The 24,139-nt window shown below is 71.0% G+C and carries 24 protein-coding genes and 1 pseudogene; 15 read left to right on the forward strand and 10 right to left on the reverse strand.

The features are described from left to right. The first annotated feature begins 3 nt into the window (after positions 1-3). Positions 4-1,206: a serine hydrolase domain-containing protein gene (locus tag ACFWUQ_RS19180; RefSeq protein WP_384539208.1), complete on the forward strand. Its 1,203-nt coding sequence runs from the start codon at positions 4-6 to the stop codon at positions 1,204-1,206. Between the two features lie 242 nt (positions 1,207-1,448). Further along, positions 1,449-2,093: a class E sortase gene (locus ACFWUQ_RS19185; protein WP_384539210.1), complete on the forward strand. Its 645-nt coding sequence runs from the start codon at positions 1,449-1,451 to the stop codon at positions 2,091-2,093. A gap of 104 nt (positions 2,094-2,197) precedes the next feature. Here the strand turns inward: ACFWUQ_RS19185 and ACFWUQ_RS19190 are convergent, their stop codons facing one another. Further along, on the reverse strand, positions 2,198-2,587 hold the full coding sequence (locus ACFWUQ_RS19190; protein WP_384539211.1) for a hypothetical protein: 390 nt from the start codon (positions 2,585-2,587) through the stop codon (positions 2,198-2,200). Positions 2,588-2,890: 303 nt separating this feature from the next. On the opposite strand from ACFWUQ_RS19190, the gene ACFWUQ_RS19195 reads away from it, so the two are divergent. From ACFWUQ_RS19195 to ACFWUQ_RS19225, 7 genes are all read left to right on the forward strand, one after another. Next, a complete protein-coding gene (locus ACFWUQ_RS19195; RefSeq protein WP_384539212.1) occupies positions 2,891-4,300 on the forward strand; it encodes a mycothione reductase in 1,410 nt (469 codons plus the stop codon). 139 nt (positions 4,301-4,439) lie between these two features. Then, the gene (locus tag ACFWUQ_RS19200; RefSeq protein ID WP_384539213.1) at positions 4,440-5,201 is read left to right on the forward strand and encodes a hypothetical protein; all 762 of its coding nucleotides are present in this window, start codon (positions 4,440-4,442) and stop codon (positions 5,199-5,201) included. Between the two features lie 262 nt (positions 5,202-5,463). After that, positions 5,464-6,828: an NAD(P)/FAD-dependent oxidoreductase gene (locus ACFWUQ_RS19205; RefSeq protein WP_384539214.1), complete on the forward strand. Its 1,365-nt coding sequence runs from the start codon at positions 5,464-5,466 to the stop codon at positions 6,826-6,828. A 382-nt stretch (positions 6,829-7,210) separates the two neighbouring features. Continuing rightward, positions 7,211-7,519, forward strand: coding sequence for an ATP-binding protein (locus tag ACFWUQ_RS19210; protein ID WP_384539247.1), 309 nt, complete (start codon positions 7,211-7,213; stop codon positions 7,517-7,519). 115 nt (positions 7,520-7,634) lie between these two features. Beyond that, positions 7,635-8,900 (forward strand): PP2C family protein-serine/threonine phosphatase, encoded by a 1,266-nt coding sequence (locus tag ACFWUQ_RS19215; protein ID WP_384539216.1) that lies wholly within the window; start codon positions 7,635-7,637, stop codon positions 8,898-8,900. Between the two features lie 245 nt (positions 8,901-9,145). Next, positions 9,146-9,637 (forward strand): MarR family winged helix-turn-helix transcriptional regulator, encoded by a 492-nt coding sequence (locus tag ACFWUQ_RS19220; RefSeq protein ID WP_384539248.1) that lies wholly within the window; start codon positions 9,146-9,148, stop codon positions 9,635-9,637. Between the two features lie 89 nt (positions 9,638-9,726). Next, the gene (locus ACFWUQ_RS19225) at positions 9,727-10,926 is read left to right on the forward strand and encodes a PP2C family protein-serine/threonine phosphatase (RefSeq protein WP_384539219.1); all 1,200 of its coding nucleotides are present in this window, start codon (positions 9,727-9,729) and stop codon (positions 10,924-10,926) included. Between the two features lie 68 nt (positions 10,927-10,994). Here ACFWUQ_RS19225 and ACFWUQ_RS19230 read toward each other — a convergent pair whose 3' ends face one another. From ACFWUQ_RS19230 to ACFWUQ_RS19255, 6 genes are all read right to left on the reverse strand, one after another. Continuing rightward, the gene (locus ACFWUQ_RS19230; protein ID WP_384539220.1) at positions 10,995-11,462 is read right to left on the reverse strand and encodes a MarR family winged helix-turn-helix transcriptional regulator; all 468 of its coding nucleotides are present in this window, start codon (positions 11,460-11,462) and stop codon (positions 10,995-10,997) included. 173 nt (positions 11,463-11,635) lie between these two features. Further along, positions 11,636-12,808: a PP2C family protein-serine/threonine phosphatase gene (locus ACFWUQ_RS19235; RefSeq protein WP_384539249.1), complete on the reverse strand. Its 1,173-nt coding sequence runs from the start codon at positions 12,806-12,808 to the stop codon at positions 11,636-11,638. A 387-nt stretch (positions 12,809-13,195) separates the two neighbouring features. Continuing rightward, positions 13,196-13,924 (reverse strand): transcriptional regulator, encoded by a 729-nt coding sequence (locus tag ACFWUQ_RS19240; protein ID WP_384539223.1) that lies wholly within the window; start codon positions 13,922-13,924, stop codon positions 13,196-13,198. A gap of 25 nt (positions 13,925-13,949) precedes the next feature. After that, entirely contained in the window at positions 13,950-15,107 is a 1,158-nt protein-coding gene (locus ACFWUQ_RS19245; protein ID WP_384539225.1) for a pyridoxal-phosphate dependent enzyme, read from the reverse strand. A 211-nt stretch (positions 15,108-15,318) separates the two neighbouring features. Next, complete coding sequence (locus ACFWUQ_RS19250) at positions 15,319-16,119, reverse strand: UbiA family prenyltransferase (RefSeq protein ID WP_384539251.1); 801 nt, start codon at positions 16,117-16,119, stop codon at positions 15,319-15,321. A gap of 421 nt (positions 16,120-16,540) precedes the next feature. Then, the gene (locus ACFWUQ_RS19255; protein ID WP_384539226.1) at positions 16,541-16,948 is read right to left on the reverse strand and encodes a RidA family protein; all 408 of its coding nucleotides are present in this window, start codon (positions 16,946-16,948) and stop codon (positions 16,541-16,543) included. Between the two features lie 139 nt (positions 16,949-17,087). Here ACFWUQ_RS19255 and ACFWUQ_RS19260 point away from each other — a divergent pair, with 139 nt between their 5' ends. Both ACFWUQ_RS19260 and ACFWUQ_RS19265 read left to right on the forward strand, forming a co-directional pair. After that, positions 17,088-17,468, forward strand: coding sequence for a winged helix-turn-helix transcriptional regulator (locus tag ACFWUQ_RS19260; protein ID WP_384539227.1), 381 nt, complete (start codon positions 17,088-17,090; stop codon positions 17,466-17,468). 499 nt (positions 17,469-17,967) lie between these two features. After that, positions 17,968-18,147, forward strand: coding sequence for a hypothetical protein (locus ACFWUQ_RS19265; protein WP_384539229.1), 180 nt, complete (start codon positions 17,968-17,970; stop codon positions 18,145-18,147). A gap of 39 nt (positions 18,148-18,186) precedes the next feature. On the opposite strand, the gene ACFWUQ_RS19270 is transcribed toward ACFWUQ_RS19265, so the two are convergent. Next, positions 18,187-18,840: a hypothetical protein gene (locus tag ACFWUQ_RS19270; RefSeq protein WP_384539231.1), complete on the reverse strand. Its 654-nt coding sequence runs from the start codon at positions 18,838-18,840 to the stop codon at positions 18,187-18,189. 105 nt (positions 18,841-18,945) lie between these two features. On the opposite strand from ACFWUQ_RS19270, the pseudogene ACFWUQ_RS19275 reads away from it, so the two are divergent. After that, positions 18,946-19,774 (forward strand): annotated as a pseudogene (locus ACFWUQ_RS19275) (transposase). 103 nt (positions 19,775-19,877) lie between these two features. Here the strand turns inward: ACFWUQ_RS19275 and ACFWUQ_RS19280 are convergent. Both ACFWUQ_RS19280 and ACFWUQ_RS19285 read right to left on the reverse strand, forming a co-directional pair. Beyond that, a complete protein-coding gene (locus ACFWUQ_RS19280; RefSeq protein WP_384539232.1) occupies positions 19,878-20,426 on the reverse strand; it encodes a putative immunity protein in 549 nt (182 codons plus the stop codon). Between the two features lie 275 nt (positions 20,427-20,701). Next, positions 20,702-21,340, reverse strand: a complete 639-nt coding sequence (locus tag ACFWUQ_RS19285; RefSeq protein WP_384539234.1) for a TetR/AcrR family transcriptional regulator — start codon at positions 21,338-21,340, stop codon at positions 20,702-20,704. 61 nt (positions 21,341-21,401) lie between these two features. Between ACFWUQ_RS19285 and ACFWUQ_RS19290 the strand changes: the two genes are divergently transcribed. From ACFWUQ_RS19290 to ACFWUQ_RS19300, 3 genes are all read left to right on the forward strand, one after another. After that, on the forward strand, positions 21,402-22,070 hold the full coding sequence (locus ACFWUQ_RS19290) for a class I SAM-dependent methyltransferase (RefSeq protein ID WP_384539235.1): 669 nt from the start codon (positions 21,402-21,404) through the stop codon (positions 22,068-22,070). Between the two features lie 197 nt (positions 22,071-22,267). Continuing rightward, positions 22,268-22,423, forward strand: a complete 156-nt coding sequence (locus ACFWUQ_RS19295) for a DUF6131 family protein (RefSeq protein ID WP_384539237.1) — start codon at positions 22,268-22,270, stop codon at positions 22,421-22,423. Positions 22,424-22,584: 161 nt separating this feature from the next. Next, the gene (locus ACFWUQ_RS19300; RefSeq protein WP_384539253.1) at positions 22,585-23,706 is read left to right on the forward strand and encodes a glutamate--cysteine ligase; all 1,122 of its coding nucleotides are present in this window, start codon (positions 22,585-22,587) and stop codon (positions 23,704-23,706) included. Positions 23,707-24,139: the final 433 nt, after the last annotated feature.

Consider the following 24,139-nt stretch of genomic DNA (forward strand, 5'->3'; position numbering starts at 1 on the left):
CCCATGTTCCGTTCTTCCCGCCCGACCCGCCGTCCCGGCGGCCCCTTCCCGTCCGCACCCCGGCGGGGGCTCGCGGCGTTGGCGCTCGTGGCGGCCGCCATGACCGCCGTCGGCGGTACGCTGCCGGCGACCGCGGCGGAGTCCCAGGGGCCGCGGGACGCGGTGCGCGGCGAACTTGAGCGCCTGGTGCACGACGTCGGCAACCCCGCTGCCCTGGCCGCCACCCTGGGCCGGGACGGGCGGACCCGCAGCTACGCGGTCGGCGTGGCGGACCTCAGGACGGGCCGGAAGGCGCCGGTCGACGGGCGGGTACGGGCCGGCAGCAACACCAAGACCTTCACCGCCGCGGTGGTCCTGCAGCTGGTCGGCGAGGGCAAGGTCGAACTCGACGCCCCCGTCGAGCGGTACCTCCCCGGTCTCGTACGGGGCGACGGCATCGACGGCTCCGACATATTGGTCCGCCACCTGCTCCAGCACACCAGCGGGCTGCCCAACTACACCGACTACATCAAGGACGCCGTCCTCGGCGAGACCCGCCACACCTACTACCAGCCCCGCACCCTCCTCGACGTGGCCCTGGGCCACAAGTCGACCTTCGCTCCCGGAACCGGCTGGGCGTACAGCAACACCAACTACGTCCTGGCGGGATTGCTCATCGAGAAGGTCACCGGCCGCCCCCTCGCCGAGCAGATCACCGAGCGCGTCATCAAGCGTGCCGGACTCCGCCACACCTACTTCCCCGACGTGGGCGAGCGCGGCATCCGCGGCCCGCACCCCGAGGGCTACTTCGCACCGGCGCCCGGAGCGCCGCTGGAGAACATCACGGAGCTGGACCCCTCCTGGGGGTGGGCGGCCGGGCAGCTCGTCTCCACCCCGGCCGACCTGAACCGCTTCTACTCCGCCCTGCTGGGCGGCAAGCTCCTCAACCCCGCCGAGCTCGACCAGATGCGCGCCACCGTCGAGATCCCCGACGACGCGGGCTGGTGGACCGGCTCCCGGTACGGACTGGGCCTCGTGAGCACGCCGTTGGCCTGCGGCGGCCTCAAGTGGGGTCACGGCGGCGACATTCCCGGCTACGCCACGCGCGCCGGTGTCACCGACGACGGCCGCCGCGCCGCCGCGGTCGCCGTCACCGCGGACCCGGGTCCCGCGCCGGGGCAGGAGGGCGACGCGCAGGCCCTCCTCGACGTCGCGCTGTGCCAGTGACGCCGGCCCGCTGACCGCGGCGGGGCCCCGGGTGGCGGCGGGACGGGGCCCCGACGGCGGGCGGTGCCCGGCTCGGCGGGCGGGGACCGGCGGGGCCGGGAGCGGCGGGGCGGGGCGGAGGCCGGCGGGCCGGGAGCGGCGGGCCCGGTCCTTTGGCCCGTCCCGCGGTCCCGTGGGAGGCTGGAGGGGCACAGCGGGCCGCCGAATCCCGCGCGGCCCCCGGCCAACCCGTGGACCGTGCCATGACCAAGCACCCGTCGCCCGCCTCCCGTACCGTGCCGATGGCGCTCGCGAGCGCCGCACTCGCCCTCCTGCTCGCCGCCCCCGCGGCGGCCGCCCCGGACCTGCTGCCTCCGCAGGCGGTGGCCCGTATCCAGGAGGCCTCGCTGTCGATACCCGCCATCGGGGTGTCCAACCTGTCCGTGGTGCCTTACCCGGGCAGCCCCGACGACGCGCCGGGCACCCGGATCCAGGACCGCGGCGCCGCGGCCAGCCCGTACGGGCCACGCGGCGGCGTCGGCCCCGGACAGGTGGGGAACTACATCGTGACCGCCCACCGCGTCTCGGCCGGCGGACCCCTGTGGTCGCTGCCGGCGCTGCAGGCGGGCGAGTCCGTCTTCGTGACCGCCGGCGGAGTGCGGTACGAGTACACCGTCACCGCGACACGGACGACGTCCTTCCGGTCCCCGGCCTCCATGGACGCGCAGCGTGCCGCGGTCCCCGGCTCCCCGGGCACCGCCCCCACCCGGGCGATGATCACCGTGAGTACCTGCCTGACCCCCGAGGACGACGCGGCGGGCAACTTCTGGCGCGACGCCCAGAACAACCCCGAACACCGCCTCGACAAGATCGGCGTCCTCACGGCGACGAAGCCGGCCGCCGAGTAGAAGTCCCCGTCACTGTCCACCAGTTGCGGGCGAAGCAGCGTCGCGGCGCCGGCCCCGCACCCCCGCGGTGACCAGGGGGGTACGGGGACGGCGCCGCGCGGAGGTCAGGCGAGCCAGAGCGCGCCGCGCCGGTGACGCGCAGGCGCAACGTCCACGGCGTCCGCCGCGTCGAGGTCGAGTCCGCCGGCGGGCCCGTTCACCAGCCCGACGAGAACCCCCAGGCGCCGGCGGAGCCGTTGCCGCGCGCGGCGTTCCTCCACGGAGGCACAGAAGGAGACGGAACGGTCGTGCCTGAGCCGGGGGTACGCGTACACGTCCACCGCGCGGCGGACGAGGCGGGGGCGGGGCCTCCTGGACCCGCGCGTCGCCTCGGCGAGCTCGCGGGCGCTGTAGCGGAGGTCGCGGAGTTCGACGGAACGCCAAGGGCGCCCCGGTGGGCCGTCGTGTGCGTTCCGGCCGGGGGACTGGGGCGAGTGGTGAGCGGTGCGTGCCACGGGGCTCCGTAGGTAGCGACCGCCAGGTATCTCCTGGCGGGCTACCGGAAGCCGGTGGGGCCCGTCGTGCGTGCGTTCCTCATGGCCCCACCCTATCGGCGCCGACCCAACCCCCGCGGGAGGGATGGGACATGGGGCGCCGCCGCGGGTCGCCCGGCGTGCCGGGCCGCCGCGCGGCCTCGAACGGGCCGGGCCGGGCCGCCGGTGACGGCGGGGCGGGGGAGGCGCGGAGGCGTCGGTTGCGCGGGGGAGTCCGCGCGCGCCGACCGGGCCGCGGGCGGAGCGGGCTCGTAGGGTGGAGGGATGCCTCATTACGATCTTGTGGTTATCGGTGCGGGTTCCGGCAATGCCGTCGTCGACGACTCGTTCGCCGGCCTGGACGTGGCTGTCGTCGAGGAGCGCTGGTTCGGCGGGACGTGTCTGAACGCCGGATGCATCCCGAGCAAGATGCTCGCCCACACCGCGCACGTCGCGCGGACCGTCGAGGGCGCCGGGACCTACGACGTGGACGCCGAGCTGAGAGCGGTGCGCTGGCGGCAGGTGCGCGACCGGGTCTTCGGCCGGTTGGACGCGGAACGGGACGGCGGCCGCGCGGGACGCGAGCACGCGGACCGGATCACCGTCCACGAGGGCAGTGCGCGTTTCACCGGCCCCAGGACCCTGCGCGTCGAAGGCCCGGACGGGGGCCTCGACATCAGCGCCGAACAGGTCGTCATCGCCGCGGGCGGCCGCCCCGCCGTGCCCGGGCCCGTCGTGGAGTCCGGCCTGCCGTACGAGACGTCCGACACCGTCATGCGCCTCGACTCCCCGCCCCGGCGCCTGGCCATCCTCGGGGGCGGATACATCGCCGCGGAGCTGGCCGAGGTCTTCGCGGCGGCGGGGAGCTCCGTCACCGTCATCGAGAAGGAGGAGCGCCTGCTCGCCCCGCAGGACGAGACGGTCGCCGAGCGGTTCACCGAGCTGGTCCGGTCCCGCTACGACCTGCGACTCGGCCGCGAGCTCACGGCGGTCGGCGGCCGGCCCGGCGCGCTGCGGCTGACCCTGGACGACGGATCGACGGTCGAGGCCGACACGCTGCTCGTCGCGGTGGGCCGGGTACCGAACAGTGACCGGCTGAACCTCGACGCGGCCGGTGTCGCCACCCACGACGACGGCCGCGTCGTCGTCGACCGGTACCAGCGCACCACCGCGCCGGGCGTCTTCGCGCTGGGCGACATCTGCTCGCCCGTTCCCCTCAAGCACGTGGCCAACCGGGAGGCGGAGGTCGTCGCGCACAACCTGCGGCACCCGGACGACGAGATCGAGGCCGACCACACCCTGGTGCCGGCGGCCGTGTTCACCGACCCCCAGATCGCCTCGGTCGGCGCCACCGAGCAGGACTGCCGCGAGGGGGGCCTGGACTACGTCGTGGGGACGGCCGACTACGGCGACGTCGCGTACGGGTGGGCGATGGAGGACACCACGGGCTTGTGCAAAGTGCTCGCCGAGCGCGGCACCGGCCGACTCCTCGGCGCGCACCTGATGGGCCCGCAGGCCCCCACCCTCATCCAGCCCCTCGTCTTGGCGATGGCGCTCGGTATCGACGCCGCCACCCTCGCCAAGGTGCCGTACTGGATCCACCCGGCGCTCACCGAGGTCGTGGAGAACGCCCTGCTCGACCTCGACGCCGACTCCAGTGCCGATCCCGCCGCCGCCCCCGACTCCGGCAGCTGAACCGCGGGCTGCCGCCCGCCGGGCTCCCCGCCGCCGCGTGCGCGGCACTGCGACTTTCATGCGGCGGCGGCGTGCACTCGATGTGGTGAATCAACGGCGCATGCCACGACGCGCACATGCTGGGCGGGTTGGTCAGTCCATGAACTGGTCATCGACTGCCTTCGTCGCCGGCAGTGTCCTAGCCTCGCTGCTCCTCATGGCCCTGATGGTGCGGTACGTGCCCGAGCACTGGCACGAGCGCCACGCTCTGAAGGACACCCTCGACCACTTCTCGGGGCTCAACAGGACCCTGTTCAGCTTCATCCTCGCGCTCTCGATCGTCTCGGCCCAAGCGAGCCTGAGCAAAGCCGCCGAGGACGTCAGCAACGAGGGAGCGAGCCTGGTCAACCTCCATTGGGCCACGCGGCCACTGCCCGACACTTCTCGCGAACGGGTACGGGATCTGACCCGCCAGTACACGGTCACGGTGATCAACGAGGAATGGCCGGCCATGGCGAGAGGGGAGTCCAGCGTGCAGGCCCAGAAGCTCTACGACGAGCTGCGGCGGACGCTGCAGGACACCCGCGGCGAGTCCAAGCAGGGGGAGGTCTTCGCCCGGGACTCGCTCGTAGCGCTCCGAGAGGTGGGGGACGCCCGGCGAGCCCGGATCCTCGCGGTGTCCCACGAAATTCCTCCCTACCTCTGGATCGGCCTGCTCCTGTCCGCTCTGCTCCTGGTGGCTGCCGCCGCAGTCCAGATCCGCGCCCTGACCTGGACGAGCGTCTTCAGCATCGGCCTGCTGGCACTGCTGGTATCGGCCGTGCTGACGGTGCTGTCGGCAATGAACCACCCCTTCGGCGGAGGGATCCATGTGGAGCCCGAACCGTTGAAGTTCGCGTTGCAGCGATTCTCGGACATCTGAAATCTCCGCCGGCCGGATGCCAGGTCCGGGACCGGGCTCTCAATGACTCCGAGGCGTGACGTCCTGGTGCCGGCAGCGGTCGAGGCGTCGGACGTGTCGGTGCGAGATGAGGCAGGCGGCGAGGCCGGCGCGCTGGGGCCGGTCGGTCGCCCTCCAGGCCGTCCGGGCCGCCCGGAGGCATCGGCCCGCCTTTCCGCGTGCAGGAACGGCCTGCCGGGGAAGGCGTGCCGGTGACCCGTACACCCGAGAAGGGACGGACACCATGGCGCGATCGAGGATCGTGGTCGTCGGCGCGGGCTTCGCCGGCGTCGCCTGCGTACGCCGCCTGGAGCGGACGCTGTCACCCGGGGAGGCGGAGATCCTGCTGGTCACTCCGTTCTCCTACCAGCTCTACCTGCCCCTGCTGCCGCAGGTGGCCTCCGGGGTGCTCACCCCCCAGTCCGTGGCGGTGTCGCTGCGCCGCAGCCGCCGCCACCGGACCCGGATCGTGCCGGGCGGGGCCGTGGGCGTCGACACCCGGGCCAAGGTCTGCGTCGTCCGGAAGATCACCGGGGAGCTGGTGGACCAGCCGTACGACCACCTGGTGCTCGCGCCGGGGAGTGTGACCCGCACCTTCGACATCCCCGGCCTGGCCGAGCACGGTCGCGGCATGAAGACGCTGGCCGAGGCAGCCCACCTGCGCGATCACGTGATCGCCCAGCTCGATCTGGCCGACGCCGCCGCGCCGGGCTCCGCTGAACGGGCCTCACGGCTCGGCTTCGTCGTGGTCGGCGGCGGCTACGCGGGCACCGAGACGGCCGCGTCCCTGGAGCGGCTCACCACGAACGCCGTCGCCCGCTACCCGCGGCTGGACCGGCGCGAGATCAGCTGGCACCTCGTGGACGTGGCCCCGAAGCTGATGCCCGAGCTCGGCGACCGGCTGGGCCGGGCCGCCCTCGACGTCCTGCGCCGCCGCGGCATCGAGGTCTCGCTCGGCGCCTCCGTCGCCAAGGCGGGCCCCGAGGACATCACCCTCACCGACGGACGCGTGCTGCCCAGCCGCACCCTCATCTGGACCGCCGGCGTCGCCGCGAGCCCGCTCATCGCCACGTTGGGCGCCGACACCGCGAAGAGCGGCCGGCTCGTCGTCACTCCGGACCTGCGGGTGCCCGGGGCGGACGGCGCGTTCGCGCTCGGTGACGCGGCCGCCGTTCCCGACCTCGCCGACGGCGGGGACGGTGCGGTCTGCCCGCCCACCGCACAGCATGCCGAGCGCCAGGGCAAGGCCGCCGCCGACAACATCGTCGCCACCCTGCGGGGCACGCCGCTGCGCCCGTACGTCCACAAGGACCTCGGACTGGTCGTCGACCTCGGCGGCCGCGACGGTGTCTCCCGGCCCCTCGGCATCGACCTGCGCGGAATGCCCGCCCAGGCCGTGGCCCGCGGCTACCACTGGGCGGCGCTGCGCACCGGCGCCGCGAAGACCCGGGTGATGACGAACTGGCTCCTGAACGCCGTCGCCGGCGACGACTTCGTCCGGACCGGCTTCCAAACGTACAAGCCGGGGACGCTGCGCGACTTCGAGTACACGGACCACTACCTCACTCCGGAGGAGACACGGGCCCGCACGGCGCCCGACGGGGGCTGACAACTCCGGGCGGTTTCCGGACCTCCTGCCGAACAACGACTCCACCACTGCTCCCAGAGCCGACAGCCCTCGGCGAAGGGCGGCTCCTCCCGGGGCCGGACGGCACGTCAGGCCCGCAGGGCAGGGCCGCGCATTCCGGATTCCACGGGCATACCGCCCTTCGTGCCGGGAGTCGGGGTTTCCCACGCCGCCGCACCGTGCCTATATTTGTCACACGACAACTGTTGCATGTGCGGGCTAACCCGGGGAGCAGTCCGACCCCCTCGACCCGGCCCTCCCCGCCGGTCCCGCCGAACCCCTGCCCCTGGCGCTGCGTACGGAGGAGGACCTGCTGTCGGTACGGCACGCGGTACGCGCCGCAACACTCAAGGCCGGCTTCGGGATCGTGGACCAGACACGAGTGGTCACCGCCGCCAGTGAACTGGCCCGCAACGCCTACGTGCACGGCGGGGGAGGGACACTGCTCATCGAATACCCGCGTCGGGAAGGCGGCAACGGACTGCGGCTGACGATCAGCGACAACGGCCCCGGAATCGGCGACACCGACGAAGTCCTCGCCGACGGGTTCACCACCGGGGGCGGACTCGGCCACGGCCTGGGAGGCGCCAAGCGCCTCGTGGACGATTTCACCTTGCGCAGCGCACCCGGACAAGGCACGACGGTGACCGTTACCCGTTGGGCAGGCCCGTGACCCCCACCCCCGCGACCGCGACCGCGCACATTCCCGGCCACCGCCATCGGCGCTTTTGGGACGACGCCACCGTGCTGACGGCCCGCCAGACGGCCCGCCACCAAGCGGTGAACCCGTGAAACCCACGAGCTACTCGACGCTGACCGCACTCCGCAGGGCGGTCCGCCGGCTTGCCCGCGCCCACCGCCTGCCGGCGGACGTCCGCGGCCGCCTCATGCTGTCGGTGACCGACCTCGCCACGGCCGAACTCCGCGCCGGACCCATCGCCCTCAGCGCCTCCCGCGCGAAGGAACCCGACGACACAGGGTTCCTCGTCGTCACCCTCCAGGCACCCCAATCAACGACGCACCTCGCCACCCACGATCTTCCCCTGCCCGCGCCAACGACATCCGGCCACACGGTGACCTGGCACATTCCCGTACCCGAAGCCGGACCACCCCGCCCGCAGGACCCCCTCCACCCCCGACCCGAGAACTCCGCCGGACGGCTGCAGGCCGAATCCCACGACAGCGACGGAGAACTGCGCGCCACTCTCGCCCTCGCCGACAGCCTCGCCGGCGAACACCGCCTCCTCAAACACGAACTCGCCGAGACCAACGCCGGGGTACTCGCCCTCTACGTGCAGCTCGAAGAGCAGGATGAGCGGCTCCGCCAGGCCCATGGACAGGTCCTACGGGAACTTGAGGACGCCCTGCGACCCCCGCCGCCCCGGATCGCGGGCCTCGAAGTCGCCGTCCACTACGCACCCGCCGACCCCGGCGCCCCCACCGGCGGCGACCTCTACGACTGGTTCGCCCTCCCCGACGGCACCCTCCACATCACCGTCGTGGATGCGGTGGGCCACGGCGTGGGCAGCACCCGCAGCGCCCTCAACGTCGCCCACGCCGTGCGGACCCTGGCCCTCGAAGGCCATCCGCTCCAGTCGATCGCGGCCCGCACCCACGACATCCTCATGCCGCTGGACCCCAAACTGATGGCGACCGTGCTCCTGGCCCGGATCGACCCCGCGACCGGGGAACTCCAGCTCGCCAACGGGAGCCACCCGCCCGCTCTCCTGGTCCGCTCCGACGGCAGCGCGCAGTACCTCGAAGTGCCGGGCCGCGGCATCGGGTTCCCCTTCCCGGGCAGCGACAGTGTCCTGTCCGCACGACTGCACGCGGGAGACCTCCTCCTTCTCTACACCGACGGCCTCACCGAAAGCCGCAAAGACGCCTACGAAGGGGAGATCCGGCTCGTCCGAGCCGCCCAGAACCACGCCCACCTGCCCCTGGCCGGTATTCCCGCAGCCATCGCGGCCGACATGCACCAGATCGTCCTTCACGCCGACGACACCCTGGCCCTGGCCCTGCGCCTCACCCGCACGACTGGTCCAAGGACGTGACAGCCGGCGCCGGTGCACCGTCTGCCCGGGCCCAGGCCCAGGCCCGGGCCCGGGCCCGGACGCGGACTCGGATAGCCTCGACCCCAGCGGCACGAAAATCCGGACCGTTCCCTTCCACTCAGGGCAGGCCACGGTCGGTCCAGTTCCTGCCGTACGCCCGTCCCGGACCGCCCACCGAGAGGTACCAAGAGGTGCTTGAGAACGAGGCGGCTGACACGCAGGCGTCCCGCTGCCGGAACGAGCAGATGCCTCACGCCCTGCCCTCCGTCAGCCCCGAGCAGGTTGCGCTGGAGGCATGCGGCCTCCTGGAGGTTCTGGATGTGCTGTGGGGCCGAGGCGGCGACGCACCCGCCCCGGTCCCCGTCTCGGCCTCCCAGCTTCGCGTGCTGACCGTGATCGAGCATTGGGAGGGGACGAACCTGCGGGACCTCGGTGAAGCGCTCGGCTCCACACCGCCGTCCGTGAGCCGCCTGTGCGACCGGCTGGAGGCCGCAGGACTCCTCCAGCGCTCCCGCGGCACGGCCAACCGCCGGGAAGTCGAACTGAGGCTGAGTCCCGGCGGCCGCCGCATGCTCGCGCAGATGCGTACCCGGCGGTCCCGCGAGATCGAAACCGTCCTGGCGATGATTCCCCCAGGGCATCTCACAGCGGTGGCCGAAGGCCTGCAGGCCTTCCGCGCCGCGGCGCTCACACGCATAGGCTTCGAGGGGCAGGACGAGGACAGCGCCACCGCCTAGCGCACCTCTTTTGCCACACAGGCCGAAAAACCCTCGGCCCCGGGCCCACGCCGATGTGGCGGGCTCGCACGCGGGATGAGGAAGAGGCCATGAGCAACAGTACGGACGTCTGGCTCGGCGCCGCAGAAAGCGCTCTGCGTGCCGCACCCCCCACCTCGCTTCTCTCGGCCGCCACCGAGCTACTGGCCCGCTACGTACAGGCGAGCGAGGTGACCGTACTGCTTGCGGACTACAGCCTGTCCGTACTGCAACCCGTCACGCGGCTACCGCACACCGGCTCCCAGGTCGCCGTCCGGGACGGGACAGCCGCGGGCCGGGCATTCACAGCCGAAGCCGCGGTCATCGAGGTCACCGACGACCCCCGCACGGTGATCGCCCACCTGCCCGTCACCGTGCGGGGCGACCGCCTGGGCGTCCTCTCCGTCCGTCTGCCGGAGCCGGACCAGGGCACGCCCCGCATGCTGGAGCTCGCTGCCTTCGCCACCGCACTGGGGCACGAGCTGATCGTGGCCGAACGGGACACGGACCTGTATCTGCAGGCCCGCCGCCGTCGCCGGCTCACCCTGGCCGCGGAAATGCAGTGGCAGCTTCTGCCGGGACGCGGACTGAGCCACCCGGAGTACACCCTCGGCGCCCACCTGGAGCCCGCCTACGCCATCGGCGGAGACAACTTCGACTGGAGCACCACCGACGACACTCTGACCATCACGTGCACCGACGGACAGGGACACGGCATCGACGCCGCCCTGCTGACCAGCCTCGCAGTCAGCGCGCTGCGCAACGCCCGGCGCGCGGGTGTCCCCCTCGGTGAGCAGGCGACGCTCGCCGGCGAGGCCGTCTACGCCCAGTACGGGGGAAAGAGTTGCGCACCGTCACTCCTGCTGAGCTTCGACCTGGCCACAGGCACGGTGCAGGCGGTGGACGCCGGATCCCCACAGGTGTTCCGGGTGCGCGACAACCTTGTGGAACAGATGGTCCTGGAGAACCAGACACCCCTGGGGATGTTCCAGGAAACCGAATACCACCCGCAGCCGTTCAGTGTCGCCGCCGGTGACCGTCTCGTGATCGTCAGCAGCGGCGTGCACGGATCACCGGCCGATGGCAGCCAAGCCTTCGGCGAACGCGCCCTACGCGAAACCATTGCCGCCACCCAGAGGTCATCGACACATGAGACCGCCCGAGCCCTCGTCGACGGCCTCGTCCAATTCCACGGTGGGAGCGACCTCCCCCATGACGCCGCAGTGGTATGCCTGGACTGGCGGGGCGGACAACGGCCGTCAGGCGGCTGACCCCCCGCCCCACGCGCAAGCGGTGACGTGGGCGCAGGAAACCGTCAACCCGCACGACGGGCACGCACTCAGTGCTCGCGACCGGGCGGCAGCGACCCAGCCGCCCCGGTGAAGGCCCTCAGACCCTTCAACAGCTCCCGGCCCTCTTCGGGCGCCATACGCTGCAAAACCTCGTGGATGGCGCGGCACCGCTGCTCATGGAGGCGGTCGATGGCCTGAAACCCGTGCGGCGCCAGGGTCAAAACGATCTCACGCCGGTCCGAGTCGGCCCGATCACGGTGCAGCAGCCCGGCGGCCTCCAGCCGATCGCACAGCCTGCTGGTGGCCGGGGCCGTCGCGTCGATCTCCTCGGCGAGCCGCGTGAGGTTGATCCGGGGCGAGCCCCGCACCACCACCAGGGCCCGCAACTGCAAGGCCGACAGCCGCGGGGGAGCACTCTGCGACGCCCGCTCCCAAAGAGCCGTCAAGGCCTCCGAGGCATCAGCCACCTCGCACGCCGTCTCGTACAGCGGATCTTCGGGCGGTTGTGCGCTCACTGTTGGCGTCACTCCCTGTAGGCAAGTGCAAATCCCTCGGGAGAGGCGCTGCCGGCGACAGGTTCACATCTGAACGGATACCCCTCGTCTGCCCTCTCTCAGGAGAGTATCCCCGCTGCCGGAAACATGCGCCCCAGCGCGCAACGCTCCCGGAGCCCGCGGCGTGCGGCCGTTCAATTCGTCGCCGGCCGCCCGAACCAGTCCAGGCACAGGACCAAAGCATCGTCATCGGAGTCCGCGCCACGGTAGGCCGCCAATTCCTGCAGCATGGCCCGAGGTACCGCGGCGGCCGGCAGCAAGCCGGCCGCCTGAATCGCCTTGGCCAGAGCGCGGTCACCGTACGCCTCGCCACCCGCACTGGCGGCTGCGTACACGCCGTCACTCACGAAGACCAGCCGGTCTCCCGGGAGAACCTGAAATTCCTGCGCGACATAGAGGGACTCCTCGAACATCCCGAGAGGAAGCTGCGCCTCGAATTCGACGCGCTCCACACGTCTGTCCCGGTAGCGCCACAGTTGTGGGGAGCCGGCGTCCACGACATGCGCCCACCCGGTACCCAGCTCGAAGGACAGGAGAAGGGTGGACACGAACTCGCGCCCCCGGTACTGCCCGTAGATGGCCTGGTCCGCCAGCGCCGCCTGGTCGGCGATGCCGATACCCGCACGTCGGGCGTTGCGCAGCGCGTTGATCGCGAGGTTCGTCAGGAGCGAGGCCTGGATTCCTTCACCCATGCCGTTGGTGACGGTGAGCGTGAGGGTCTCGGCGGTGGTGGACCAGTCGAAATTGTCACCGTGGATGTCGTACGCGGGCTCCAGCTGTGCCCCGATGGCGTACTCCGGCCGGGCGCAGGACCTTGCCGGGAGCAACTGCCACTGCATCTCGGCCGCCAGGGTGAGCCGGCTGGCGCGGCGGGCCTGGAGATAGAGGTCCGTATCGCGTTCCGCCACGACGATCTCATGCCCGAGCAGCTCCGCCACGTCGGCCAGCTCCCTGACGGTCTCGGAGGTGCAGGCGTCCTCGGGCATGCGCACCGTGAGGATGCCCAGGCGATCGCCCCGTACGGTAACCGGCACATGCAGGTCGATGGCGCCTTCCCGCGACGCGTACTGCCCGTAGGGTTCCTGGCTGCCGAACGCGCGGCCCTCCGACGTGCTCTGGACGGGTAGGGGCTCCGCGGTGTGCGGCAACGCGGTCACCGGCTGCAGCACGGTGAGGCTGTAGTCGGCCATGAGAAGTTCAACCTCGATCGCCTGGAAATGCTCGATGAGGGCGGCGCGGACCGTGTGGAGAAGGTCATGGGGCGCTGCCGTGCGCAGAGCACGTTCCACAGCCAGAAAGTTCGTCATGGTCACGGGCCATTTCTTCGAGAAGCAGTGGTGGTTGCCGGCACCTGCGATACGGAGGCGCCGCAGGCGCGCGTCGAGGCGTCTCCTCGTTCTGGCCCGATCCGCTCCGACGAGCGGGTGATGCGACCGCGAAACATTTGTCATGCAGCAACTATTGACTCTACCGCTTTTCGTCGTGTGGGAACGAGCCGCCGACGGGTCTCGGGAGTGAGGTGGCTGAAGGGTTCGCTGTGCGCCCGCGCCCGACCGGAGGCCACTTCGGTGAACAGGCCTTGCCCTGCTCCATGTGGTGCGCGGCCTCGTCGGCGTCTCCCGAGCGGGCAAGCACTCCGGCGGGTTCGGCGGGATCGTGGAACAGCGGCCCCTCGGGCGCCGGCCGTGGTGCAGCTACTTCGTGTAGTTGTAGACGGTTGCTCGGGAGATGCCGAGCTGGTCGGCGATGTGCTGTGCGGAACTCCGGGTCTCGAAGAACCCGTCGCGATGCAGTTGCCGGACCAGCTCGCGCTTCTGCTCGCGGTTGAGGCTTCGTGGGGTGCTGGAGCGATCCGCCGCGAAGGAGTCGATGGCCGCCCGGAGTTCGCGTTCGGTGCGGTCGCGCAGCGTCTCGAAGGGCTCGCCGCGGTGTTCGATGTCTGCGGCGACGAGGTTCGCCAGGGTCAGCGTCAGCGGGGACAGCGTGCTGATGTCGAGGTTCAGGCACAGTGCCGCGATGTAACGACCGTCGGCGTTTCTGATCCCGATCGAGGTGCTCTTGGCCGGGCGGCCGTCGGGGAACCGGTTGCTGTAGTTCTGGAGGACGCTGGGGTACCCGGGGTCTGCGATTCGGCGTAGCCCCAGTTCGGTGGCGGAGTCGCCGACCTGGCGCCCGGACAGGTTGTTCTCGATGACGCGGATGGCGCTGCGAGGCCGACGCAGGTCGTGCAGGACGACCTCGCACAACCCCGGGAACATGCGCCCGACGGCGACCGCGATTCGTTCCGCCTCCCGAAGGAGGTGCTCGTCGGCGAGTTCGCCATCGGGTCGGTCATCCGCGGAGGCCAGGGTCTCGGCTGACGGGTCCAGGCTGTCAATGCCGGTTGCACGGCCCCGGTGCGGGGGCTGCGAGGGGGGTGCCATCGCGCTCTTCCTTCTCTTCCGGAGGTCAGTGGGAGGGCCCGTCGAACACGGAGGCCATCTTCTCGGCGGACTTCAGCCCGGCGCCGGTGAGCACGACCACGGTCGTCTCGTGGGGTGCGATGTCTCCGGTCGCGATGAAGTGGTCGAGTGTTGCGGCGGCGACGCTGCTCGTCGGCTCGGCGTACAGGCCTCGTGCGCTCAGCGCGCGGACCGCGGCGCGGATCTCCCCCTCGGAGACGGCGTATGCGGCGCCGTTGGAGCGGCTGATGGCGTCCACCGCCTCGGGCAGTCGGACCGGGTTGGCGATGGATGCGCCTTCGGCGATCGTAGGTACCCGCTCGCCGCGGCTGGCAGGGTCGATGCCGTTGTACGTGTCGGCGATGGTCGCCCAGTGCTCGGGCTGCCCGACGAACAGGCGCGGGCGCTTGCCGATCTGACCGGCATCGAGCAGTTCGCCGAAGGCGATGTCGCAACCGATGATGTTGCTGCCCGCCCCGGCCACCAGGACGACGTTGTCGGGCGCCGTGAAGCGGAGGGACTCCCACATCTCGTAGGCGATGGTCTTCGTCCCCTGGATGAACATGGGGTGCCAGTTGTGGCTGGCGTAGGGAATTCCCGCTGACTGGCGGATCGCCTCGTCCGAGGCCTTCTCGCGGTTGCCGCTCACAAGCTGGATTTCGGCTCCGTAGGCGCGGGCCTGGAGGATCTTGGCTGCCGAGGTGGCGGCGGGGGCGATGATCTTCGCGCGGATGCCGGCAGCGGCGGCGTAGGCGGCGACCGCGGAACCACCGTTTCCCGAACTGTCCTCCAGCACTCGGAGGGCGCCGTGTGCCGCGAGGTGGGACATCATGACCGAAACGCCTCGGTCCTTGAAGCTGGAGGTCGGGTTGAACCACTCCAGCTTGAAGTGGACGCGCTGGCCGGCCCAGTTGACCGGGATCATCGGAGTCCATCCTTCTCCCAAGCTCACCCGGTGGCCGGCCGGGACGAGCAGTGCCGCGTGGTACCGCCAGATGGACCGTTCGTTCGTGTCGATCCGGTCAGGACGCAGGCCCGGCAGCGGGCTGACGGTGAGGGGGCTGCCGTCCTCGCCTCGCCAGCGGGGGTCGTCCAGGGAGTAGCGGTTCCCGGATCGGTCATACAGGTGGGGTGCGGGAGCGGCTGCGTGCTGTTCAGCGGTCATGGTCTGTTCCACCTTCTTCTGCGCGCCGTGCTTCCACCAGCACCTCGGTTGACGGGTCGTCGCACAGATTAGACGTCCTGTCCAAGTTTATCCAATGCATCTAACGAGGGCTCCGGGCGCGAGTGCGCACCCCGGCGACAACCTCTCGCGCGGACACGCTGCGCCTGGACAGGGTCCGGCCGCAGCGGCAGCCGCGGCCTGGAGGGCACGATCACGCGGCGGCCGGGCTGCGGCATCCACTGCGCCACCTTGCCGGGGGGCTGCGCCCGCAGCGCGGGGCTGTCCACCACCGAGCGTCTTGCCGATGCCGCTGGAGCAGCCGGTGATCAGTACCGGTCACCAGGACACACCCCAGGGCCAGCACCGCCAGCCAGACGGCCACCGGGGCGGTGAAGCCCGGCCCCAGCACCCACAGCGCCGCGCAGGGCACGAGGACGAGCGCCACTCCCACTACGCCCCGTACCACGGGCGCACCTACGACCATCGGCAACGTCCGTCGGCCCACCGCCGTGTCGCCGGGGACGTCCCGCAGGTCCTCCACGAACCCGGTCAGCCAGTAGGCGGTGCCCGCGACCACCCAGTACCAGGCCGCAGGGGTCAGCGGCCCGGCCAGCTGCCAGGCCGCTCCCAGCAGGGCGAATGCACCCCCGACGATCGCGGGATTCTTCACGAACCACCAGCGCATCAGGTTCTCGTACGTGCGTACTCCGACCAGAACAACCCACAGGACCGTCCAGGGCAGCACGCCCCACACCTGCCCGGCCAGCAGGAACAGTACGACCACCACGACGAGGCGGTGTGTCGTTCCCCGCACCGTGGCCAAGCCGCTGGGAAGGGGGCGGTCGGGTTTGTTCGCGCGGTCCTCCTCCACCCCGACCAGTTGGTTCGACAAGGTGTGCACGGACAGGAACAGCCAGCAGTAGACCAGGCTCTTGACCAGCACCCACGCAAGATCCGATGCCGGCAGATGCAGGTTTCGCCACGCCGCCACCGTGAAGAACGCTCCCGGCATCACTGCGGCCGACAGGTCCACCACATTGAACCGCCAGGCCAGTACCGCCTCGGACCTGAGCCGGTACCAGCAGCGCCGAGTAATCCGTCCTCGATCACAAGACCCCTCCCGAAGCGCGCTGCGGCACTGGTGGCCCGGCCGCCGACGCCGACGGCCCGGACAGGAACAGGCAGAGAGACAATCCCCAGGGCCACGGCGCTTCACGTACCGGTACGCGTGCCTGGTTGGCAGCACCCGTCCGGGGACCGGCCTGCCTTGACGGCCAACGTCGACTCAGGCCTTGATCCCGGCTCTTGAACACGGCCGAGGCAGACGCGGCGGTGTGTACAAAGCCTTCCGGCGTCCCGGGGCGTCTCGGGGTCCGCCGGGATACGCACCGGCAACAGGCGCAGCCGCTCGGGGTGACCCACCCGAAGGCCGATCAGTCGATGACCGCTGTGGCCTCGACCTCGACGAGGAGGCCGGAGTCGGCCAGCGCCGCGACCCCGATGCCGGTGAGCGGCGGGGCGGGGAGGGGCCCGAGCTTCGCGGCGGCCCGCGCGACACCTTCGACGAACAGGGGCATCTTGTCGGGGGCCCAGTCGACGGCGTAGACGGTCAGCTTCGCGACCTGGTCGAACGAGGCACCGACCTCGGCGAGGGCGGCTGCGATGTTGAGGTAGCACTGCTCGACCTGGGCTGGGAGGTCGCCCTCGCCGACGAGTACGCCGTCGGCGTTCCAGGCGACCTGTCCTGCGATGAAGATCAGCTTTGATCCGGTCGCAACCGCCGTCTGCCGGTAGAGGTCCACCTTCACCAGTCCCGCGGGGTCTACCAGGTTGATGGTCATGCCTGCTCCTTGTCGTGAGGATCCGGGGACGCGCTTCCGCCGAGACGGGGCGGACTTCGCTCCCTTGTGGTTACTTGGTAACCGTAGGAGAGTGGCCGCTGACGTGGAAGAACGCACTTTTTGGTGAGAGGGGAACCTCATGGTGACCAAGCAGCTCAACGGCAGTTCCAACGAAGCGGACCTCAGGCGCGCGGACTCACTGGCACGCGAGATCTTCTCGGACATCGCCAACAAGTGGGCGTTGCTGATCATCGAGGCCTTGGGCGAGCGCACCCTGCGCTTCACGGAGCTGCGCAACGAAGTCGACGGCATCAGCCACAAGATGCTCACGCAGAACCTGCGGATGCTGGAGCGCAACGGGCTCATCGTGCGTGACGTCCACCCCACTGTGCCGCCGCGGGTGGAGTACTCCCTCACAGAGCCGGGTGAAGCCCTCCGCAAGACCGTGGACGTCATGTGCGAGTGGACCCATCGGCACTTCGGGCACATCGAGGCCTCACGTCACCGCTTCGACGCCTGACTGCCCGGCACCGGTCCGGTCCGTGGCCGGGTCGGCCTGTTCGATCGGCCCTGTGGTGATCTAGGGGTCGCTGACTGTGGCGACCTGCGAGGCGCCGGTGACTTCGACGACGGTGGAGCCGGCCCGGTACGCCACGGGGCGGCTCGCATGCAACGGGTCGTCGACGGTGGGACGTCGCGGCGAAGCCGCTGCGGGTGGGCCTTCGGCGGCCGGCGCCCACAGGCCCGCCACGTACCCCTGCGAAGGGTAATCGCGGTCGGGGACTGCCGGAGTCACCCGGGCCGAGCTGACGGGCTGCTCCTGCGGCCGGTCGGCGGACGTCCCGGAACCCGCGCTCGGCGCGGACCGTCAGGCCGCCGACAGCACGGCGCTCGGCCACCTGTTCCGGAGCGCCATCGACTACGGGCCCAGCATCATCGGCGACGGCAAGCCGCACGGCCTCACCAACGGTGGTGGCTGGGGCCTGCGACGCACCAACACGTGCACCACGGCCACCGCCGTGGATGTCAGGCTCCAAAACTTCAGCGCCGCCAATGAGGGGTCGCTCTGGAAGGCCGACGCGAACGCGGACGGCACCGTACGGCTTACCGACAACTGTCCCCAACCCCTGACCCTCACCGCCCCCGCGGCCGCCGGCGACGTGGTGGCCGTCAAGCCTTTCGATCCGGCCAACGCCTAAGGGCTGTCCCGTAACTGTCTGGAGGAGTAAGCGTCGGGCTCAAACTCCCTTGCGGTCTGCTGCTGCGGCCCAGCGGCGGATGTGCGGGTCGGGATGGGCACGGGCGGATACGAGCGTGCTTTCGAGTAGTTCGTGCAGGGGTGGCGGGTAGGCCGCGCGGGCGGTGGGCAGGTCCAGCAGGACGCGGTGGCGCATCTGCAGGTCGGTGGTTTCGGCGAACACCCGCAGGGATACCTCCAGCCAGGCGCCCTTGATGTCCTGCGACTCGTCCAGCGCGGGATCACGTACCCCGCCGGGTCCGTACGCTGGAGACCGGTCTGCACGCAACGGCACATGGGCGCTGTACCAGGCCCGCACGGCACCGGCTCGCTCGGCATCCGTGCCGACCTGCAGGTAGTCGACCAATGCCGCCATCACACGGCGGCGTCCGAATGCGTAGACCGCCGGCTCGACGAACCAGCGGCAGAAGCTGGGATCCGGGTCGTACGCGGCTGCCGCCATCAGCGGGACGAACCACTCATCGGGCAGACTCGCACGTCCGAGCAGGGGCTTGCGCACCGCATGGGCAAGATGGCGGGCATGCCGATTTTCCGGCTCTATACCGACGTCTCCGACGCCCAACAGCTGGGCTAGCTCTGTCACGCATGCCAGGAATGAACGCGGTTCTATGCTGCTCTGCTCGTCTTCGGCCACGGCAGCATTCTGGACCGGCCACGTCGGCAGGCACAGGTTCGATGACCGCCGGCGCTGGGGCGGAAGAGGACTCGCGCAGCCTCACTTGGGTGGAACGATCATGGTGTGACTGGTGTGATCACGGCGTCGGAGCCGTCCTGGATAGCTCCATTCTCAGGGCTGAGCCCTCGCGCTTTCGGGAAGCTGGTGACCGTGCTGCGACGTGAAGGTGCGGATGTGGTCCGCAAGGGCCGACCGTGGAGCCTCCCACTGGAAGACCGGGCCCTGCCGGTGGCCGCGTACTGGCGCACGAACCTGACCATGCGCCAGCTCGTCCCGCTGTTCGGGGTGTCCAAGTCGGCGGCGGACCGGATCATCGATCGACCACCTCGGGCCGATGCTCGCGCTCCAGCCCCGCAAGCGTTTCGCCAAGGACGCCGTGCTCATCGTGGATGGGACCTTGGTCCCCACCCGGGACCACACCATCGCCGAGCGGTCGAAGAACTACCGGTACTCCACCAACCACCAGGTCATCATCGACGCCGACACCCGGCGCGTCGTCGTGGTCGGCCGACCGCTCGCCGGGAACCGCAACGACTGCAAGGCGTGTGCGGAATCCGGCGCCAAGGCCGCCGTCGGCAAGACCCTCGTGATCGCCGACCGCGGCTACCCGGGCACCGGACTCGTCATCCCGCACCGTCGCGAGCGCGGCCAGACCGAACTGCCGGACTGGAAAGAAGAGCACAACGGGTCCCACAAGCAGGTCCGGGCCCGGGTCGAGCACGTCTTCGCCCGCATGAAGACCTGGAAGATCCTCCGCGACTGCCGCCTCAAGGGAGACGGTGTCCACCACGCGATGCTCGGCATCGCCCGGATGCACAACTCGCTCTCGCCCGATAGACCGATGGGCTCCACCGCGATCAACCATGCCGGAGGCGACCCGAACCAGGGGTGAACCAGGGACGGACAACACGCCTTCGCACCACTGCTTGCAGCTTCTGCGTGACCCCCGCCTTGGCCACGGCAGGCTCTGTCGGCGAGTGCCGCCCCGTCTCTGCTCACTCCAGGAGGGTGAGTGAACGGAGATCGGCGTCCAGCACGCGGATCAACTCGCCGACCCGTCCGCCCCCATCCGGTGCTGCCGGGAAACGTTTGAGCACGTCAACGACGACCGGAGTCGCGTGTTGCGCCGCCCGTTCAATGTGTTCGGCCCCGACGCTCCGATCGTCGCCGGCGAGGAGTTCGGCTGCTCTGGCCGCGTAGGCGCCGGCTCCGAGGATGTGCTTGACCTGGGTGGCCTTGGCCAGCGGATGCAGATAGGCGGCGCCCGCCGCGGACATCGCCGCCCAGGCCGCATCGCGCGCAGCCGCGGTGTCCGCGCTCTTGGCCGCCTTGAGGGCCGCCGACGCCGTGTCGCGCAGAGCCTTCCCGCGCTCGCCACCCCGAGCGAATGCCCACGCGGCCCCGACCGCGTCTCGGGGCCGGGAGTCATCCGGCTGGTCGGCCTCGAATATCTTGAGCGCGGCCTCCGCGCACGCCGCGGCGAACGCGGTGACCGCACGAAGGTCCTGCTTGCTCAGAACGATCTCGCTCGCTTCACCTGTCATGAACCCAGTTTCAACGACGACGCCGATCGCCTTCGCAGCAGACCAAGCAGGTAGCTTGACTCCCTGGCGCGCCAGACGGCTTGACCACGCTCGCCACCGCGCAGCGACCCCGAGCACCTGCCGGCGGTGCGCGCATTCAGACCGGCCCTGTCCCGCCGCAACCTGCACCGTCACCGTACGTACTTGCCGTGCGCACCAGCGGGTGGGGGAGTGCGGTGCATCGCGCACCGCTCATTCCATCGGTGGGGGCACCTACCCCGGGACGAGACGTTCTCCTATCCCGGGTCCGCGCAGAGTTGGGAGGTCAAGGTGGTGCGGGCCCATTCCTCCCACGTGTCCGGTGACCAGTCGCGGTCGCGGACGAAGACCAGGTAGAGCTGCGGGCTGAGCAGGCCGAACAGCAGGTCCGCCGCCCTCTCGACGGAGAGGCCAGGTCGGGTGTCGGGCTTGCGGACCAGGGCTTCGGCCGCTGCGTACTGCACGGTGTAACGCGGGTCGGGTCCGTCCGGCCACTGTGCGGCGATCTCAGGGTCGGTGGCCGCGGCGGCCGCGATCAGCGGCATGATCGGGGCGACCCGGCCGAGGATCTCGCGGGTGCCGTGGACGTGCGCGCGCAGCTGGCCGGCCGCGGTGGGCTCGGCGCACGCGGCGCGAAACCACTCGCGATCCATCGTCGCGACCGGCTCGCTGTCCCCGGCGATGGACGTGTCGACGACGTCCTTGAACAACGTGCGCTTGTTGCGGAAGACGAAGTAGACCGTCTGGACGGCCACGCCCGCCCGGTCCGCGACCTCCTGCAAGCTCGTCGCCCCGTACCCCTGCGCGACGAACAGCTCGCGAGCCGCCTCGACGACCTTCTCACGCGTGCGGCGTGAGCGCTCGGCCCGCTTGTCCGGCCGCTTGACAGTGTCCATGTCACGAGTCTATCTCTAGAGAGCGTCACTAGAGTTGAACTCTAATTTTTTGGAGGAGACGATGGACCACTCCAGCGCCACCCAGAACCAGGAACGGGACCCGGCCTCAAGCCGGCGAGACCCGGAGGAGGAGTCCGTCCACCGAGCACTGGAGGGCTACTACCGCGCCGGCAAGGCACCGTGGGACACCGGCGTGACACCGCCCGAACTGGTCGCCCTCGTAGAAGGGCACGGCGCGCTGCCGCCCGGCCGCGCTCTCGAACTCGGCTGCGGCACAGGGACCAACGCCATCTACCTCGCACAGCACGGCTGGGAGGTGGCGGCTGTCGACCTGATCGACCGCGCCGTCGACCAGGCCAAGGCAAAGGCCGCGGAGGCAGGAGCGGCGGTACGGCTGCTGCACGGAGACGCCACCCGACTCGACGAGCTGGACGTACTGGGCCCCTTCGACCTGTTCTTCGACCTGAGCTGCTACTGCGGCATCCCGCTGCACCGCCGCGACGCCTACGCCGCCGGCCTCACCCACCGCGCCGCTCCCGGAGCCCGGTTGCTGATGTTCGGATACGGCCCCGAGCCGCTCGGCAGCCCGAACACCGAGATCACGTCGTGGGCCGCGGGTGTCACAGCCGACGAGCTCCGCGCCAGATTCCCCGCCTGGGAACTACTCGACGTCACCCCGGGCACCAACCCGATGCCGACCTCCTGGTTCACGCTGCGCCGCGACGCCTAGTGCCGTGCAAGGCGGTTCCGTCTCGATGGGCCGCCGCTGGGCCTGTCGGACGAGGCGGAGCCGGAGGACCGGCGTGGCGCGTGGTGTGGATCAGTGGGGTGCGGCACCGATAAGGACGGCGTTCGAGGGTAGACGCCCGCTGAGTCGCCCGGCGGAGCCAACTGTTCCGCCGCTTCCAACGGGAGAACGAGAGAATCATGATCTTCATCGGGCTTATCCTCCTGCTCATCGGTTTCCTGACCGGGATCTCGATCCTGTGGACCATCGGCATCGTCCTGCTCGTGGTGGGCGCGGTGCTGTGGATCCTGGGCTCGGTCGGCCACGCGGTCGGCGGTCGCCGTCACTACTGGTAGGACGTGCCCGGACGGGCACCGAGGGCCGGCGGCGACGACGCGCGGAACGGCCGGCCGCCCCGGGGAGACACCTCGTGGGGCCACACAGCAGTCGGAAGGCAGGGGCGGGGCCCGGTACCGGGGCCCCGCCCCTCAACGACGGATCGATGGGTGACAGAGCAATGCGAAGCGTGGGCGTGGAAGAAGAACTGCTGCTGGTCGACGCGTCCAGCGGCGATCCGCTGGCCGTGTCGGGCGCCGTCCTGGCCGCGGCCGACCGCTCGGCGGGCGGGCGGTCCGGGGCGGGGGAGCCGCAGGAGCACACCTTCGAGAAGGAACTGCAGAAGGAGCAGGTGGAGTTCGCCACCAAGCCCGTGACGGAGATGGGCGAGCTCGCGCAGGAGATCATCCGCTGGCGCGCGGAGGCGGACCGGCACGCCCGGGCCGCCGGAGCCCGTGTGGCGGCCCTCGGGACGTCACCGCTGCCCGTGCAGCCCTCGTTGAGCCCCGGCGAGCGGTACGCGTGGGTGGGCGAGCAGTTCGGCCTGACCGCTCAGGAGCAGCTGACCTGCGGCTGCCACGTCCACGTCTCGGTCGAGTCGGACGAGGAGGGCGTCGCGGTCCTTGACCGGATCCGCCCCTGGCTGCCCGTACTGACCGCCATGAGCGCGAACTCCCCCTTCTGGCAGGGCGCCGACAGCGGCTACGGAAGCTACCGGAGCCGGGTGTGGAACCGTTTCCCCTCCGCCGGGCCGGTGGGTGTCTTCGAGTCCGCGGACCGCTACCACGAGCAGGTGCGCGCGATGGTCGACACCGGCGTGCTGCACGACGAGGGGATGATCTACTTCGACGCCCGGCTGTCGGCCGCGTACCCCACGGTCGAGATCAGGGTCGCGGACGTGTGCCTGGACGCGTCCGGCCCCGTCCTCCTGGCCGCCCTCGCCCGCGGGCTCGTGGAGACCGCGGCCCGCGCCTGGCGGGCCGGTGAACCGCCGGCCAGGATCAGCACCAGCCTGCTGCGGCTGGCGGCCTGGAGGGCGGGGCGCTCGGGGCTGGACGGACCGCTCCTGCACCCCCGGACCATGCGGGAGGCCGCTCCCGCCGACGCCGTGCGCGCCCTCCACGACCACGTCCGCGAGGCGCTGGAGGACCACGGCGACCAGGAACGGGTGAGCGCGGGGATCGCCGAGCTCCTGGAACGGGGCAACGGGGCCCGGGTCCAGCGCGAGCTGTTGAGCGCGCGCGGCGACCTCGCCGCCGTCGTCGCGGGCTGCGTGGAGATCACCACCGCGTCCGCCGCCTGAGAAGGCCCCCGGGAGACCCGGGGCGCCACCTGACACAGGCCCCCCGGGAATCCCGGGGGGCCTGTCACCTGCCGTCCCGGATCAAGTCGTAGACGAGGATCAGCAGCGCCCCGGCCATCACCGCCAGGTGCACCCACACCGGGACCTCCGCCAGACTCCCACCGGCCGTCATCGTCGCCTCCCGTGGTCCCCGCGGGCGCCCGTGGCCTCTGCCGGCACACCGGTGTCCCGTAAGCGGGTCTGCTCACTTGTGGTCATGTACCGCCTTTGCCCCCGCTTCGCCCGACCACGCACCGATGTGTCCGCTCGATCAGGGAGGGCATACGCGGGACCGGGGCCGAGAGCGGCGGTCACAGGACGACCGCCCGGGCGGCACGCGGACGGTGCGGCCCGCCCCCATCCACCGCAGTGCGTCGACGGTCGGGGTGAGGCG

The sequence above is a fragment of the Streptomyces sp. NPDC058662 genome, from assembly GCF_042716255.1.
Lineage (GTDB): Bacteria > Actinomycetota > Actinomycetes > Streptomycetales > Streptomycetaceae > Streptomyces.